This is a genomic window from Streptomyces sp. NPDC001714, from assembly GCF_042892755.1.
GTDB lineage: Bacteria > Actinomycetota > Actinomycetes > Streptomycetales > Streptomycetaceae > Streptomyces.
The window spans coordinates 761,871-777,798 of sequence record NZ_JBIAUL010000002.1; the positions used below are offsets into that span (position 1 = coordinate 761,871).

General features: G+C 72.6%; 12 protein-coding genes. 2 read left to right on the forward strand and 10 right to left on the reverse strand.

What is annotated here, in order from left to right; translation table 11 throughout:
- Window positions 1-277 precede the first annotated feature (277 nt).
- Window positions 278-1,030: a DUF1275 family protein gene (locus tag ACFY0P_RS07965; protein WP_388908517.1), complete on the forward strand. Its 753-nt coding sequence runs from the start codon at window positions 278-280 to the stop codon at window positions 1,028-1,030.
- A gap of 36 nt (window positions 1,031-1,066) precedes the next feature.
- Here ACFY0P_RS07965 and ACFY0P_RS07970 read toward each other — a convergent pair whose 3' ends face one another.
- The 10 genes from ACFY0P_RS07970 to ACFY0P_RS08015 all read right to left on the reverse strand — a co-directional run bounded on the left by ACFY0P_RS07970 (window position 1,067) and on the right by ACFY0P_RS08015 (window position 15,126).
- Window positions 1,067-2,029, reverse strand: a complete 963-nt coding sequence (locus ACFY0P_RS07970) for a protein-ADP-ribose hydrolase (RefSeq protein WP_388908519.1) — start codon at window positions 2,027-2,029, stop codon at window positions 1,067-1,069.
- A gap of 13 nt (window positions 2,030-2,042) precedes the next feature.
- Complete coding sequence (locus tag ACFY0P_RS07975; RefSeq protein ID WP_388908521.1) at window positions 2,043-3,080, reverse strand: NAD-dependent protein deacetylase of SIR2 family; 1,038 nt, start codon at window positions 3,078-3,080, stop codon at window positions 2,043-2,045.
- 133 nt (window positions 3,081-3,213) lie between these two features.
- Window positions 3,214-4,674, reverse strand: a complete 1,461-nt coding sequence (locus ACFY0P_RS07980; RefSeq protein WP_388908523.1) for an aldehyde dehydrogenase family protein — start codon at window positions 4,672-4,674, stop codon at window positions 3,214-3,216.
- 47 nt (window positions 4,675-4,721) lie between these two features.
- On the reverse strand, window positions 4,722-6,248 hold the full coding sequence (locus tag ACFY0P_RS07985; protein ID WP_388908525.1) for an APC family permease: 1,527 nt from the start codon (window positions 6,246-6,248) through the stop codon (window positions 4,722-4,724).
- Between the two features lie 215 nt (window positions 6,249-6,463).
- Window positions 6,464-7,477, reverse strand: a complete 1,014-nt coding sequence (locus ACFY0P_RS07990) for an SDR family oxidoreductase (RefSeq protein WP_388908527.1) — start codon at window positions 7,475-7,477, stop codon at window positions 6,464-6,466.
- Window positions 7,478-7,534: 57 nt separating this feature from the next.
- Window positions 7,535-8,644, reverse strand: coding sequence for an enolase C-terminal domain-like protein (locus ACFY0P_RS07995; RefSeq protein WP_388908529.1), 1,110 nt, complete (start codon window positions 8,642-8,644; stop codon window positions 7,535-7,537).
- Window positions 8,641-10,437, reverse strand: coding sequence for a thiamine pyrophosphate-requiring protein (locus ACFY0P_RS08000; protein WP_388908531.1), 1,797 nt, complete (start codon window positions 10,435-10,437; stop codon window positions 8,641-8,643). The genes ACFY0P_RS07995 and ACFY0P_RS08000 overlap by 4 nt, the downstream gene beginning before the upstream one ends.
- A 40-nt stretch (window positions 10,438-10,477) precedes the next feature.
- A complete protein-coding gene (locus ACFY0P_RS08005; protein WP_388908533.1) occupies window positions 10,478-13,540 on the reverse strand; it encodes an FAD-binding and (Fe-S)-binding domain-containing protein in 3,063 nt (1,020 codons plus the stop codon).
- Window positions 13,537-14,100, reverse strand: a complete 564-nt coding sequence (locus ACFY0P_RS08010; RefSeq protein ID WP_388908856.1) for a cysteine hydrolase family protein — start codon at window positions 14,098-14,100, stop codon at window positions 13,537-13,539. The genes ACFY0P_RS08005 and ACFY0P_RS08010 overlap by 4 nt, the downstream gene beginning before the upstream one ends.
- A gap of 69 nt (window positions 14,101-14,169) precedes the next feature.
- Window positions 14,170-15,126, reverse strand: coding sequence for a TIGR03557 family F420-dependent LLM class oxidoreductase (locus tag ACFY0P_RS08015; RefSeq protein WP_388908535.1), 957 nt, complete (start codon window positions 15,124-15,126; stop codon window positions 14,170-14,172).
- Window positions 15,127-15,264: 138 nt separating this feature from the next.
- On the opposite strand from ACFY0P_RS08015, the gene ACFY0P_RS08020 reads away from it, so the two are divergent.
- Entirely contained in the window at window positions 15,265-15,906 is a 642-nt protein-coding gene (locus ACFY0P_RS08020; protein WP_388908537.1) for a diguanylate cyclase, read from the forward strand.
- Window positions 15,907-15,928: the final 22 nt, after the last annotated feature.

Here is a 15,928-nt window from a genome sequence, read left to right on the forward strand (position 1 = left end):
ATCGGGCCGAGGTGGCCGACCGGCATGGGGCCGAGGTGGCCGACCGGCACGGGGCCGAGCTGGCCGCCCGGCCCGGGACCGACGCAGCCGACCGGCACCGGACCGAGGTGGCCGACCGGCACGGGACCGACGTACCCGACCGGCCCGGAGTCGATCGATCTTCCTGAGCGATCGCTGCATCCGGATCCATATGTTGGACTGCACGACCGGACGGCCGGACGCTGGAGCTGACGCACCGCACCAGGCGCGCCCCCGTTCCCGACCCGAATGGACCACCATGTCGATCAAGGATGCGGTCCGGCCCGTAGTGCGTGACGCCCGGGCGACCGTGCTGCCCGACCCGGCCGACCGCCACGGCCCCCTGCCCCCGGTGATGCTCGCCCTCACCGTGGTCACCGGCCTCGTGGACTCCTTCAGCTACCTGGTGCTCGGCCATGTCTTCGTCGCCAACATGACCGGCAACGTCGTCTTCTCCGGCTTCGCGATCGCGGGCGCCGCCGGCTTCTCCCTGGTCGCCTCGCTCGCCGCGCTGGCCGCCTTCGCGGCGGGCGCCCTGCTGGGCGGCCGGATCGCCCACCGGTGCCGGGCGCACCGCGGCCGCGTCCTGCACCTGGCGCTCGTCCTGGAGACGGTCCTGGTCCTGGCGGCCTGCGCGGTCGCCCGGTACAACGCCCCGTTGGCCGCGGCGGGGGCCCGGTACCCGCTGATCGCACTGCTCGGCCTCGCCCTGGGCATCCAGAACGCGGTGGCCCGCGCCCTCGCCGTACCGGACCTGACCACCACCGTCCTGACCATGACCATCACCGGCATCGCCTCCGACAGCAGGGCCGCCGGCGGGCCCGGAGGCAGGACGGGCCGCCGTGCCCTGTCGATCCTGGCGATGTTCGCGGGAGCCCTCGCCGGAGCCTTCGCCGTCCGCTTCGGCGACCCGTTCCTGCCGCTGCTGCTCGCCACCCTGCTCCTCGCCGGCTGCACACTGACCGCGTTCACCCTGGCCCGCTCGGACGCGAGCTGGACCGACCCGCTGTGACCCCGGCCCGCCGGGTATCACCGGCCAGGCCCTTCCTCATCCCCCGAGGGCGCGCCGATAGGCCTGCTCGTCCCCGTCCCCGTACACCGTGAAGACCACCCGGTCGAAGCGGCCGGGATGGGCGGCGAGCCAGTCCGCGACCGTGCGCAGCGCGACGGGCGCGGCGTCCTCCTTGGGGTAGCCGAAGACGCCGGTGCTCACGGCGCAGAAGGCGACGGTCCGGATCTGCGCCACGGCCGCGGCCAGGTCCAGACAGGCCCGGTAGCAGGACGCCAGCGCGTCGGCGTCACCCGCTCGCGGACGGTCCTGCACGACCGGGCCGACCGTGTGCAGCACATAGCGGGCCGGCAGATGGTAGCCACGGGTGATCTTGGCCGTGCCGGTCGGTTCCGCCGCGCCCTGCAGGTTCATGACGGTGTGGCAGTCGTCGCGCAGCCGGGGCCCGGCCGCGTGGTGCAGGGCGTTGTCGATGCAGGGGTGCAGCGGCTGGAAGCAGCCGAGGAGCGCGCTGTTGGCGGCGTTGACGACGGCGTCGGCGGCCAGCGTGGTGAGGTCCCCGCGCCACAGCACCGTCTGCCGGGCCGCCGGGAAGCCGGAGCGCGGGAACTCCTCCTCGACGGTGGGAAGGCCGGCCACCGACGCGGTGTGCCGCAGCCGGCGTTCCGCGCCGAGCAGCGCGTCCAGCAGCTCCTGTGCCCCGTCGGGCAGCGGGCCCGGAGCCCGCACGGTCAGCACCGCGCGCAGCAGCCGCCGGGCCGTCACCGCGTCGGTGCGGGCGAGGTCGTCCGGGGAAACGGCTCGCAGTCCGAGGCGGGACAGGGCCGGATCGGCGGCGAGGAGCCGCAGGACCGACCGCACGTGGTCGTCCAGCCGGTCGGCCGGGGCGGGTACGGCCGCCGGGCGGAACGGCTCGTCGAGGGCGATCGCCGTCCGGTAGTCGGTCAGGGGCAGCGCCGCCGCCTCGACGAGCCCGTGGGAGCGGGCGCGGTACGGGGTCATGGAGGGCTCCGGCTCAGTCGGTGACGTGCGGGACCGGCTCGGGGACTCGAAGGCCGGCCAGCAGCCGGTCCGCCCCGAACGGCACGGACAGCGCCCGTTCGCCGAGGTCCGCGGGGACGTCCGGGTGATCCGGGTTGACCCGCACCAGGCGGGCGCCCGGGGTCCGGCGCACCAGGTTCTCCATCGGCCACCGGATCACCCCGGGGGTGTTGAAACCGGCGCCGATCTCCAGGACCAGCAGGGTGCTGTCCGGGGACGCGGCGTCCAGCCAGCGGACCAGCCGGTCGCCCGCCGGCAGGTAGGGGTCGTCCACGAACTCCGGACCGACCCGGACATTGGGGAAGACGGCGGCGCCGCAGCGCGGGCACCGCGGCAGGGCCGCACGGTCGGTCACCCGGCCGCTGTCCCGGTCGTAGGCGGCGCGGATCCGGTCCAGGAACGGCTTGCTGGGCCAGGTCTCGCGGGAGCAGGGGACCGTGCACTGCAGGCGGCCGTAGTCGCCCTGCGGGGTGAACACCCGCTCCGGGGTGAAGCCGTTGCGGGCGAAGAGCGCGTCGACGTTGGACGTCGTCACCCAGTGGTCGCGGTCGCCGACCAGCGCCCGCAGCTCCTGGTAGAGCGGGTTGGGGCCGGGGCCGAACCGGATGTCGTCGATGTGGACGGCCCAGTAGCCCCACATCATGTCCTCCGGCAGGGGGACGCCGAGCAGGTAGCGCGACCGCAGACCCAGCCGGTGCAACGCCGGCAGCAGCTCCTTGAGGCGTTCGCTGTCGCCGTAGTCGTAGCCGGCGGCCGCGCTCAGTCCGGCGCCGGCCGCCACCAGCACCCGGTCGGCCTCCGCGAGCCAGGTGCGGAAGGTTTCCCGGGCCTCCGTCACGGCGGCCTCCCGGGCCTGCGTCACGGCGGCCTCCCGGGCCTCCGTCACGGCGGCCTCCCGGGCCTGCGTCACGGCGGCCTCCCGGGCCTCCGTCACGGCGGCCTCCCGGGCCTCCGTCACGGCGGCCTCTCGGGCCTGCGTCACGGTGGCCCGGGCGCTGTCGATGGTGCTCACGATGCGGGTGTCCCTCCCGAGATCATGCCGCCGGGTACGGCGGCACGATCAACGTACGGGGGAGGGCCGGGCCCTGGCCCGGTACGCATCGGACTGCCGATGGTCAGAACACGACACCTCGCGGGCGCGGCACTCAGAAGGGGTAGTGCGCCTGCTGGGTCGCGAGGGTCACCCAGCGGGTGTTGGAGAACGACTCGATGCCCCACCGGCCGCCGAACCTGCCGTACCCGGAGGCCTTGACCCCGCCGAAGGGCGCATGCGGCTCGTCGGCCACGGACTGGTCGTTGATGTGGACGATGCCGGTACGGATCCGGCGTGCGACCGCCAGCCCGTGCGTCGCGTTCTCGGTGATGATGCCGCAGGTCAGACCGTTGTCCGTGTCGTTGGCGAGGGCGATCGCGGAAGCGTCGTCGGCGAACGTCTCGACGACGCCGAGCGGTCCGAAGGCCTCCGCGTAGTACAGCTCGGCATCCTTGGGGACGTCGGCGAGGACGGTCGCCGGATGCACCGCGCCCTCCGGCCGGCCGCCTCCGGTGAGCACGGTGGCGCCCTTGCCGACGGCGTCCGCCACCAGCCCGGCCACGCGCGCCGCGGCGGACGCGGTGACCAGCGGGCCCACCACCGTGTGCGGGTCGCCCGGATCACCGGACGGAAGCGCGGCGACCTTGACGCTGAGTTTCCGGGTGAACTCCTCGGCGAGGGACTCGTGGACGAGGATGCGGTCGCCGGACATGCAGATCTGCCCGGAGTTCATGAACATGCTGAAGGTGACGGCGTCCACCGCGTAGTCCACGTCGGCGTCCGCGAGGACGAGCACCGCGTTCTTGCCGCCCAGTTCCAGCACCGCCGGCTTGAGGTGCCGTGCCGCGTGGGTGCCGATGATCCGGCCGACGCCGGTGGAGCCGGTGAAGTTCACCGCCCGCACCCGCGGGTCGGCGATCAGCGCCTCCGCGATCTCGGCCGCGTCCTCGGGGGCGTTGGTGACCACGTTCAGCACACCGTCCGGCAGCCCGGCCTCGCGGAGCACGTCCGCGACGAGCAGCCCGCAGGCGATCGGTGCGTCCTCGCTGGGCTTGACGACGACCGTGTTGCCGGCGGCGAGCGGTGCCGCGACCGCCCGGACGCCGAGGATGACCGGGGCGTTCCACGGCGCGAACGCCGCCACCACCCCGAGCGGCTCCCGTACCGCGAGCCCCAGGGCGCCCTCCTCCTGGGCGCTCAGCACCTCGCCCCGCGGCGCGGTGATCGCGGCTGCGGCCTCCCGCAGGATGTTCGCGGCGAGACCCACGTTGAAGCCGGCCCACGGCCGGGTGCCGCCGACCTCCTGGGCCATGAGGTCGGCGACCTGCTCCGCGCGCGACTCCAGCAGGTCGGCGGCCCTCAGGAAGATCGCGCGGCGGGCGAACGGGGCGAGCCCGGCCCAGGCCTCGAAGGCCGCGTCGGCGGCGTCCACGGCCCGGGTCACGTCCTCGGGCCCGGCCGCGGCGACCGTGGCATAGACCTCGCCGGTGTAGGGGGCGATGTCCTCGGTGGTGCGGCCGGACAGGGCGGGGACGTCCTTGCCGCCGATCAGAAGTTCGCGAATGAGGGGCATGGGCGCAACCGTAGGCACCACATGTTTACGGTTCAAGCATTCGCGCTCTACTTCTCGGCGGCCGCCGCCCGGGTGGGCCGCCCCAGTGCCCAGAACAGGACACCCAGGAGCATGAACCCGACGAGTGGGACCAGCTCCGTCAGCAGGTACTTGCCGCGCTCGGCGTGGGTCCAGCCGTCCGGCGCGTAGTCGGCGCCGAACCAGTGGTCGCCGGCCCCGGGCGCGACCAGCTGCACGCTGGCGAAGAGGATGAGCAGGGTGAGGACCCCGCTGATGACCCAGGGGAAGGGAGCTCGGTACGGTCGGGGCGTGTCCGGGTACTTGCGGCGCAGGAACGGCAGCGCCGGGAAGATGCCCAGGTAGCTGACGAGGGTGGTCGACACGGCGAGGCCGAGGACCGCGCCGAAGAGCTTGGCGGCGCTGCCGTTGGTCAGCTGGTGGGCCAGGATCAGGACACCGGTGGAGACCAGGCCGCTGAGGATGTTCACCCGCACCGGGGTGCCGAACCGGCTGGAGATCACGCCCAGGAAGCGGGGCGCGGCGCCGTCGTAGCCGGAGACGGCCAGGGCGCGGTCCGAGCCCATGATCCAGGTGACGCCGGAGGACAGCACCGTGAGGATGAACATGATCGCGGACAGGTCGCCGAGCACGGTGCCGAACCCGCTGAGCGTGGGTGTGCCGTCGGCGGCGACGTGACCGCCGTACACCGTGAAGACCTGCCGGATCGCGTCGACGAAACCCCCGAGGCCGGTGATCGCCTTGACCGGGAGGACGAGCAGGATGCCGAGGATCGGCAGCGCGTAGAGGAGGACGGAGAGGACGGCGCTGCGGAAGATGCCGTAGGGGATGTCCTTCTGCGGGTCCGTCATCTCGTCGCCGGCCGTGTTGGGCAGCTCGAAGCCGACGTAGTTGAACATCAGGACCGGTACCAGGCCGACGAATCCCGCGTAGGTCGGCGAGAAATCGCCGGCGCCGAAGCCGTGCAGACCGTGCTTGATCCCGTACACCACGACCGTGACGGTGAACAGGCCGAGCAGCACGAACCGGCTCCAGGCGCCGATGGTCGGGATCCACTTGCCGACGTCGAAGGAGAGGATCGCGGCGAGCACGCCCACCCACACGAAGATGATGGTGAAGACGTAGAAGGCGGCGGTGCTCAGGTCCTTCCCGTCGTTGAAGAAGGTGGTGTACGCCGTGACGGCGGAGACGGCGAGGGTGCCGCCCAGCCACACCGGGTTGGTGATCCAGTACAGGAAGTTGTTGACGGCACCGGCCAGCCGCCCGAAGGCCCGGCTGGTCCAGATGTAGGGGCCGCCCTCGTCCGGGAAGGCCGCCCCGAGCTCGGCGATCAGCAGCGCGGACGGCACGAAGAACACCACGGCCAGCACGATCAGCCAGGTGAACGCCTCGGCACCGGACGAGGCCACGGCACCGATGGTGTCCACCCCGACGATGGTGCACAGGAGGAAGAACAGGATGTCGAAGCGGCCGAAGTGCTTGCGCAGCTTCTGTCGTTCCGCCTGGGCGGCGGCCGGCGCGTCGACCGGCTCGGGTGCAAGTGGGGCAGCGGTCACCGGGGCTCCAGCGTGCTTGGGAGGGGCGCGATTCGGCCATGGTCCACTGCGCCGCACAAGCACACAAGCGTTCGGACCCAAGTCGTGACCATCGCTTTCGGCACCCACAGCCACCGGAAATCTCCCGGAAATCTCCCGGAGACCGGGGAGACCGGGGAGACCGGGGAGACCGGGGAGACCGGGGAGACCGGGGAAACCTGGGAAACCGAGACCCGCTACGTGCTCCTGCTGCCCAGCAGCCGCCGTACCCCGCCGACCGCCGCGACGGTCAGGGCGGTGGTGGTCGCGGCCGTCACCGCCGGGTGCCGGGCCAGCGCGGCCTGCACGGAGTGCCCGTGCGACCGGTCGTCGAACTCGCCGTGGGCGCCGTGGTCGGTGCCGGGCACGGAGTCGGCCGGGGCGTACAGGTTGCCCCGGCCGGCAAGTGCGGGCGCGTCGGTCTGCTGGGAGCCGTAGCCGGTGCGGGCCAGGTAGCGGTCGAGGAGGGCCGGGGCGAGGCGGTTGGCCCAGACGGTGGCCGCGGTGGTGGCGCCGATGTAGCGCTGCTTGCGCGCCGGATGGTCGGCGGCGAACACGACACCGCGCGCGGCGACCTCCGGCTGGTAGATCGGCGGTACCGGCTGCGGATGCCGGGGGAGCCGGGAGCGGACCCAGGAGAACTGCGGGGTGTTCACCGCCGGCATCTGGGCGATCGTGATGTGCACGTTGCTGCCCTGGTGGAGCAGTTCGAGGCGGACCGACGAGGTGAAGCCGTTGATGGCGTGCTTGGCGGCACAGTAGGCCGACTGGAGCGGGATGGCCCGCTCCCCGAGCGCCGAGCCGACCTGCACGACGGTGCCCCGGTCACGCGGCAGCATCCGGGCGAGGGCGGCCCGGGTGCCGTTGACGAACCCGAGGTACGTCACCTCGGTGACCCGCCGGTACTCCTCCGGGGTGATGTCGGTGAAGGCCGCGAACACGCTGGTGAAGGCGCAGTTGATCCAGACGTCGATGGGCCCGAGGAGCCGTTCGACGGTGTCGGCGGCGGCCTCCACCTGGCCGGGATCCGCGGTGTCGGCCTGCTGGATCAGCGGATGGCCGCCGAGTTCCGCGACGTCCCTCGCCGCGGCTTCCAGTCCGGCCTCGCCGCGTGCGATCAGTGCGACGCGTGCCCCCCGCTCGGCGTAGAGACGCGCGACGGCGCGGCCGATGCCGGCGCTTGCTCCGGTGATGACGACGACTTGCGACATGGTCCCTTTCCTCGGATTTCTCGTGATCCTGGGGTTTCCCCGGTTTCTCATGGTTCGTCAGCCGACTCGGAAGGGGCGGGCCCGTTCGGCGTCGAGGCGCAGGCCGAGGCCGGGTGTACCGTCCCGGCCCACGGCCAGAGCCCCCTCACGGAGGTTCGGGCCGCCGTCGAAGAGCAGCCGCTCGATCCGGACGTGGTCGTGGAACCACTCCAGATGCCGCAGATTCGGCACCGAGGCCGCCGCGTGCGCATGGGCGTACGGGGCGCAGTGCCCTGAGATCTCCAGTCCGTGGCCCAGGGCCAGCGCCGCGACCCGCAGCCACACGGTGATCCCGCCGCACCGGGTGACATCCGCCTGGAGGCAGTCGACGGCTCCGGCGCCGAGCAGCTGCCGGAAGTAGGGGAGCGTGTAGCCGTACTCGCCCGCGGTCACGTCCGCCGCCACCCGGCCCCGGACCAGGGCGAGCGCCGCCAACTGGTCGGAGGAGACCGGCTCCTCGAACCACGTCACGCCCTGGCCGTCCAGCCCCGCCGCCACCCGCACCGCCTGCTTGGCGCCGTAGCCGCCGTTGGCGTCCACGTACAACTCGGCCGAGTCACCGATGCTTTCGCGAGCCCGGGCCACCCGCCGCAGGTCGCGCGTCTCGCGACTCCCCCAGGACTCCCCGATCTTGATCTTCACGCGGGGAATGCCCTCCTCGGCCACCCAGCCGCGCAACTGCCGGTCCTGGCGCCGCTCGTCGTAGGTCGTGAAGCCGCCGCTCCCGTACACGGGCACCTCGTCCCGGGCGGCGCCCAGCAGGTCCACGAGCGGGAGCCCGAGCAGCCGCGCCTTCGCGTCCCACAGGGCGATGTCCACGGCGGAGATCGCCTGGGCGGCGAGCCCGGGCAGACCGGCGTTGCGGACGGCGCGCTGCATGGCCTCGTTGGCGCGCGGCACGTCGAGGGCGGGCAGGCCGGTGACGACACCGGCCAGCAGGCCGTCGACGACCTGGGCCGCCGCGGCGGGCGCGTAGGTGTAGCCGAGCCCCGTGACCTCGCCGCAGCGGACGGTGGCCAGGACCAGCGTGGTGCTGTCCCAGGCCAGCGTGCCGTCGGCCTCGGGCGCGTCGGTGGGCACGGTGTAGACCGCGCTGTCCACACCGTCCACCGTCCACGCGTCGGTCACCGGTGGCCTCCGCCTCCGGGCAGGAACTCCTGCACCTTGGCCTTGAACCCCTGCCGGACCATCGCCACCCGGTCGCTGTCGCCCTTGAGGACGGAGGCCGCCGCGGCCTCGATCTGGTCGAGGGTGGCGTGCGGCGGTATCGGCGGTACGGCGGGGTCGGTCACGAAGTCGAGCACGCACGGCCGGTCGGCGGCGAGCGCGGCCTCCCAGGCGCCTTCCACCCCGCCCGGCTCGTCGATCCGCATGCCGGTCAGGCCGAGCGAACGCGCGAAGTCGGCGTACCCGACGTCCGGGAGGGACTGCGAGGGCAGGAACTGCGGGGCGCCCTCCATGGCGCGCATCTCCCAGGTCACCTGGTTCAGGTCCCGGTTGTTGAACACCGCGACGATCAGCCGCGGATCCTCCCAGTCCCGCCAGTACTTGGCGACGGTGATGAGCTCGGCCATGCCGTTCATCTGCATCGCCCCGTCGCCGACCAGGGCGATCGCGGGCCGGTTCCCGTGCGCGAACTTGGCGCCGATGGCGTACGGCACGCCGGGCCCCATCGTCGCCAGCGTCCCCGACAGCGAACCCCGCATCGCCCCGCGCAACTTGAGGTGCCGGGCGTACCAGTTGGCGGCGGAGCCCGAGTCGGAGGAGAGGATGACGTCGTCCGGGAGCAGCCCGTTGAGGGTGTGGGTGACGTACTCCGGGTTGATCGGATCGGCCTTGACGTCGGCCCGCCGCTGCATCACCTCCCACCAGTCCCTGACGTTGTTCTCGATCTTCGTCCGCCAGGACGGGTCCTCCATCTGGTCGAGGAGGGGCAGCAGCCGGCGCAGCGTCCGGGCCGCGTCGCCGACCAGGTTCACCTCGAAGGGGTAGCGCAGCCCGACCATGTGCGGATCGATGTCCACCTGCACCGCCCGGGCCTTGCCGAACGCCGGCAGGAACTGCGTGTACGGGAAGGACGAGCCGATCACGAGCAGCGAGTCGCAGTCCCGCATCATTTCGTAGGACGGCCGGGTGCCGAGCAGCCCGATCGCACCGGTGACGTAGGGCAGGTCGTCGTCGAGGGCGTCCTTGCCGAGCAGTGCCTTCGCGACCCCGGCGCCCAGCCGGTCGGCGACCTCCTTGACCTCCGCCCGCGCGCCCCGTGCCCCCTGGCCGATCAGGATCGCGGTCTTCCCGCCGGAGTTGAGCACGTCGGCGGCCCGCTGGAGATCGCCGTCGTCCGGGACCGGCGCGTAGTGCGGCATGCCGAGACTGGACGGCACCATCTTGAAGGCGTGCTCCGGCGGCGAGTAGTCCAGCTCCTGCACGTCGGCCGGGATGATCAGGGCGGTCACCGAGCGGCGCGCCACGGCGGTGCGCATCGCCCGGTCGAGCACGTTCGGGAGCTGCTCGGGGACGGTGACCATCTCGCAGAAGTCCGAGGCGACGTCCTTGTACAGGGTCAGCAGGTCCACCTCCTGCTGGTACGAGCCGCCCATGGCGCTGCGGTTGGTCTGCCCGACGATCGCCACCACCGGCACGTGGTCCAGCTTGGCGTCGTACAGGCCGTTGAGGAGGTGGATGGCACCGGGCCCGGAGGTGGCGGCGCAGACGCCGACCCGGCCGGAGAACTTGGCGTAGCCGACGGCCTCGAAGGCGGACATCTCCTCGTGACGGGACTGGATGAACCGGGGGTTGTTCTCCGCCCGCCCCCAGGCCGCGAGCAGACCGTTGATGCCGTCGCCCGGGTAGGCGAAGACATGATCCACGTCCCACTCGCGCAGCCGCTGGAGGATGTAGTCGGAGACCTTCGTCGACATGGTCGGAACCTTTCCTGAAGTCCTGATGGGTACCTGTGCTCTAGGGGCGGCGGAGCTGTCGCACGGCGCCCAGCGCGGCCGTCGCCGTGAGGGCCCCGGCGACGGCGGTGGCCGCCCAGCGGGCCGTGCCGGAGGGTTCGGCGGGGCGCCGGGCCAGCCGCTCGGGCCGGTCGCTCGGCAGGGGGCCGTCCAGCGCCAGGGCCAGTGCCTCCGCCAGGTGCAGGGCCCGGCGCCCGGTGCCGCCCTGCTCGATCTGGGTGCGGCAGCTGAAGCCGTCGGCCAGTACCAGGCTGTCCGGGGCGGCCGCGCGGACGGCGGGCAGCACCCCCAGCTCGCCCACCGCCATGGAGACGTCGTAGTGCCCGCGCTCGAAGCCGAAGTTGCCGGCCAGCCCGCAGCAGCCCTCGTCGAGGACGTCCGCGTCCAGCCGGGCACGGCGCATCAGCTCGCGGTCGGCGTCGAACTTCATGATCGCGTGCTGGTGGCAGTGGGTCTGCACGGTCGCCTGCCGGGCGAGGAACGGAGGCTGCCAGCCCGCGGGTGCGTGGTGGACGAGCTGCTCGGCGAAGGTGCGCGTCTGGTGCGCCAGCCGCTGCACGTCCTGGTCGCCGGGCAGCAGTTCGGGGGCGTCGGACCGGAAGACGGCGGTGCAGGACGGCTCGAGGCCGATGATGGGGGTGCCGGCGTCCAGATAAGGCCGCAGAGCGCGCAGGGAGCGCCGCAACACCCGTTTTGCGATGCCCAGTTGGCCTGTCGAGATCCACGTCAGGCCGCAGCACACGGGCGACTCGGGCACGGCGACCCGGAAGCCCGCGTCCTCCAGGACCCGCACGGCCGACACCGCGACCGCCGGGTGGAAGTGGTTGCTGAAGGTGTCCGGCCACAGGACCACCGTCGCCGGGTCCGCCGGGTCCGGCTGCCCGGTGCCGAGAGCGCGCCACCACCGGAGGAAGGACCGTTCGGCGAACACCGGGGGCCGCCGGGCCCCGTCCACCCCGGCGAGCGCCTTCCCCGCTCGGCCCAGGACCGGCGCCTGCAACGCGCTGTTCGCCAACCCGGGCGCGTGTTCGGCCAGTTGCGCCCAGAGCGGCAGCCACCCCATCGAGTAGTGGGCGGCCGGGCGCGGCCGGCCCGCGTAGTGATGGGCCATGAACTCGGCCTTGTACGTGGCCATGTCCACGCCCGTCGGGCAGTCCGACTTGCAGCCCTTGCAGGCCAGGCAGAGATCCAGGGCGTCGCGGACCTCGGTCGACCGCCAGCCGTCCTTGACCGCCGAGTCGGGATGCCCGTCGAGCATCTCGAACAGCAGCCGCGCCCGCCCGCGCGTCGAGTGCTCCTCCTCCCGGGTGGCCCGGTACGAGGGACACATCACGTCGCCGTGCAGGCCCCGGCAGTTGCCGATGCCCACGCAGCGCAGGACCGCCCGGGTGAAGGAGTGGCCGTCCTCCGGATAACCGAAGTGGGTCTCGGGCGTGGCCGGCCGCCACCCGGCCCCGAGGCGCAACTGCCCGTCCACCGGCTGCGGGTCGACGACCTTGCCCGGGTTCATCCGGTTGCCCGGATCGAACAGTGCCTTCAGCTCGCCGAAGGCACCGACCAGCCGCTCCCCGTACATCCGCGTCAGCAGCTCGCCCCGGGCCTGCCCGTCGCCGTGCTCACCCGACAGCGAACCGCCGTAGGCGGCCACCAGGTCGGCGGCCCGCTCCAGGAAGCGCCGGAAGTCCGCCACCCCGTCCGCCGTCTTCATCCCGAACGGGATCCGGGTGTGCACACAGCCCTGCCCGAAGTGCCCGTACAGGGAAGGGTGGTCGTAGTCGAACTCCTCGAACAGCCCTTTCAGGTCCCGGAGATAGTCGCCCAGCCGCTCGGGCGGCACCGCCGAGTCCTCCCAGCCCTCCCAGGTCTCCCGGTCGTCCGGCGGCCGTGCGGTCACCCCGAGCCCGGCCTCCCGCGCCCTGAGCATCTCCTGCTCGCGCTGCGGGTCGTCGGAGAAGGCGACCGAGGCGTCCTTCTCGGACCGGCCGACCGCCTTCAGCAGGGCGCGCGCCTGGTCGTCGACGTCCTCCTGGCTGTCCCCGGTGAACTGCACAAGGAGCCAGCTGTCCGCCTCCGGCAGGGTGCGCAGCGAGTCGAGATAGGCGTGCTCCTCGCGCATCAGCTGCGCCATCCGCCCGTCCAGCGCCTCCAGTTGGCCCGGGGAGCAGTGCTCCAGCAGGCGGGGCACGTCGTCGGCGGCCCGGCAGATGTCGTCGTACCCGAGCACCAGCAGCGACTGGTACGGCGGCACCGGGACGAGGTCGAGCTCGGCGTGCAGGACGGTGACGAGGGTGCCCTCGCTGCCCACCAGGGCCCTGGCCACGTCCAGGCCGTTCTCGGGGAGCAGCGAGTCGAGGTTGTAGCCGGAGACCCGGCGCGGGATCTTCGGGTAGCCGCGCCGGATGTCCGCCAGGTATTCGGTGACGATCCGGTCGAGCCCGTCGTACAGCTCGGCCCGCCGGCCGCCCTCGGCGGCGATCCGGGCCCGCTCCGCCTGCGAGGTGGGTCCCACCCACATCCGCAGGCCGTCGTACGTCAGCACTTCGAGCCGGCGCACGTTGTCGACCGTCTTCCCGTACGCCTGCGCGGACGCCCCGCACGAGTTGTTGCCGATCATGCCGCCCAGCGCGCAGTGGCTGTGCGTCGACGGCTTCGGGCCGAACTGGAGACGGTGGCCGGCCAGCCGCCGGTTGAGCTCGTCCAGGACGATGCCCGGCTCCACCACACAGGTGCGCGCCTCGGGGTCGACGGAGACCAGCGCGTCGCAGTGCTTGCTCCAGTCGATCACCACGGCCGCGTTCGTGGTCTGCCCGGCGAGGCTGGTGCCGCCACCGCGCGACAGCACCGGGACGTCGAAGCGCGCGCACAGCTCCACGGCCTGTGCACCGGCCTCGACGGTGCGCGGGACGACCACGCCGAGCGGGACCTGCCGGTAGTTGGAACCGTCCGTGGAGTAGGCGCCCCGGCTGCCCGGATCGAAGCGGACCTCGGCGTCGGTCCCGGCCCGCAGGGCCGCGACGAGGCCGCCCAGGCCGTCGAGGGACACTCCGGGGACACGTGTGCTCATCGCCGACCTCCGGGCTGGTCCGTGGCTTCGTCCGGTACGGGCCACCGGGTACCCAGGAAGTCGACTTCCCTCGCCCGGACAATCCGGGCGCCCATGTTGCGCTCCATCATCTCCAGCGCGGCGGCCTCCAGATGCGGGTGGATCGAGGCGACGGCGTCCGTCGGCACCGTCACGTCCAGGTGGCGGATGTGCGCGTCCAGGGCCGAGTACAGGACGCACTGCTCGGTGACCTGACCGGTCAGCACCACCGTGCCGACGCCCAGTTGCCACAGCAGATACGACAGCGGCGTGTCGTAGAAGATCGAGTGCCGGGCCTTGACGACGAACAGGGAGTCGTCGTCCGGACGGATCGGCTCGACCAGGTCGGCGTGCGGGCGGGACAGCGCGGTGTCGACCAGTTCGCCGTGGTGGGAGCGCCAGAGCCCGAAGTTGTCGTTCGCGTAGATCACCGGCACGTCCGCCTTGCGGGCCCGGCCGATCAGGTCCGCCAGCACCGGCACGGCACGCTCGGCCGCGGGCAGCAGCAGCTCCGCGTCCTCGTGGTCGTACGTGTTGATCATGTCGATCACGACGAGCGCGCTGCCGTCGGTCGCTCCGGGACCGGTCACGGCGTCCACCACCTCACGCGGTCAGTCCCGCAGCCGCGGCAGGACCTTGGTGCGGTAGAAGTCGAAGAAGCCCTGCTGGTCAGGGCCGATCTGGTTGACGTAGACGGTGTCGAACCCGGCGTCGACGAACGCGGACACGGCCTTGACGTGGTCGTCCGGATCGTCGCCGCACGGCACCGACCCGGCCACCTGATCCTCGGTGACCAGTTCCATGGCCTGCTCGAAGTGGCGCGGGGTCGGCAGGACCTGCGGGAGCTCGCCGGGCAGCTGCTCGTTGGCCCACAGCCGGTGCGCGGTGCGCACCGCCTCCTGCCGGTCGGTGCCCCAGCACACCTTCATCCCGCCGTACACCGGCTTGGTGCCGCCGCCCCCGCGCCGGAACCGCTCCACCACGGACTCCTCGGGCATCATCGTGATCAGCCCGTCCCCGATCCGCGCCGCGACCTCGGCGGCGTGCGGGCCGAACGCCGACACGTCGATGGGCACCGGCTCGTCCGGCACGGTGTACAGGCGGGCGTTCTCCACGGTGTAGTGCCTGCCGCGGTGGCTGACCTGCTTCCCGGTGAAGAGCCGGCGGATGATCTGGAGGGCCTCCTCCAGCATCTCCAGCCGCATCGGCGCTTCGGGCCAGACCGTGCCGAGGATGTGCTCGTTCAGCGCCTCACCGGTACCCACCCCCAGCCGGAACCGCCCGTCCAGCTGCACGGCGGCGGTCGCGGCCGCCTGGGCGATCACGGCGGGGTGGGTGCGGACCAGCGGGCAGGTCACGGCCGTCTCCACGGGCAGCGAGACCGCCTGGGAGAGGGCGCCGATCACCGACCACACGAACGGGCTCTGGCCCTGCCCGTCGTGCCAGGGGTGGTAGTGGTCCGAGATCCACAGCGATTCAAAACCGGCCTGCTCGGCCATCCGCGCCTGCTCGACCAGTGCCGCGGGGCTGTGCTCCTCGCACGAGAGGAAGTATCCGAAGCCCGCCATCGTCTCTCCTGATCCGCCTGGGTGACTGGGGTGACCTGCCGAGTACCCGGTGGCCGGTGGGTTGTGCACGGCGTGTTGCCCGGACCAGGAGGGGTACCGGGGAGGCGGGTCATCGACAGACCGACCACGGAGGTGTCCATGGCACTGCGCGTGCTGCCCCGGAAGGCCTGGCGGAACTGGCGGCGCTCCGCCGACCTGAGCATTCCGCTCCACTCGACCGACGCGGAGGCCGCCGCCAGGCGGTTCCTCCTGTACGGCGCCCTGCCGCTGTGGGTGCTGCCCGGCCTCGCCGACTGGTGGATGCACAAGCGGACCCGGATCGAGCACACCAGCGGCACCAAGGAGTCCGCGGTCCACGCCCTGATGATGACCGAGGCCGGAGTGCCGGTACTCATGGGCCTGCTCGCCCGGGTCAACCCCTTGGTGCTCTCGGTGATGGGCGGCGCCGCCCTCGCCCATGGCGCGACGGCCGTGTACGACGTCTCGCTGGCCGTCGGCGAACGCGAGGTCCGGCCGATCGAGCAGCACATCCACAGCTTCCTGGAGGTGCTGCCGCTCACCGCGCTGGCCTTCACCGCCTGCCTGCACGACGACCAGGTCCGCGCGACCCTGCGTGGCGGCCCGGGTGCGCGGGACTGGCGGCTGCTGCCCAAGGAGCACCCCCTGCCGGCCAGGTACCTGGCGGCACTCGCCGGGGCCGTCGTCTGCGGCGTCGTCGTGCCGTACGCCGAGGAGCTGTGGCGCTGCCTGCGCGCCGCGCCGGCCGGGCAGGCGGCGTAGAGCATGTCGCCCGTCCCGCCCG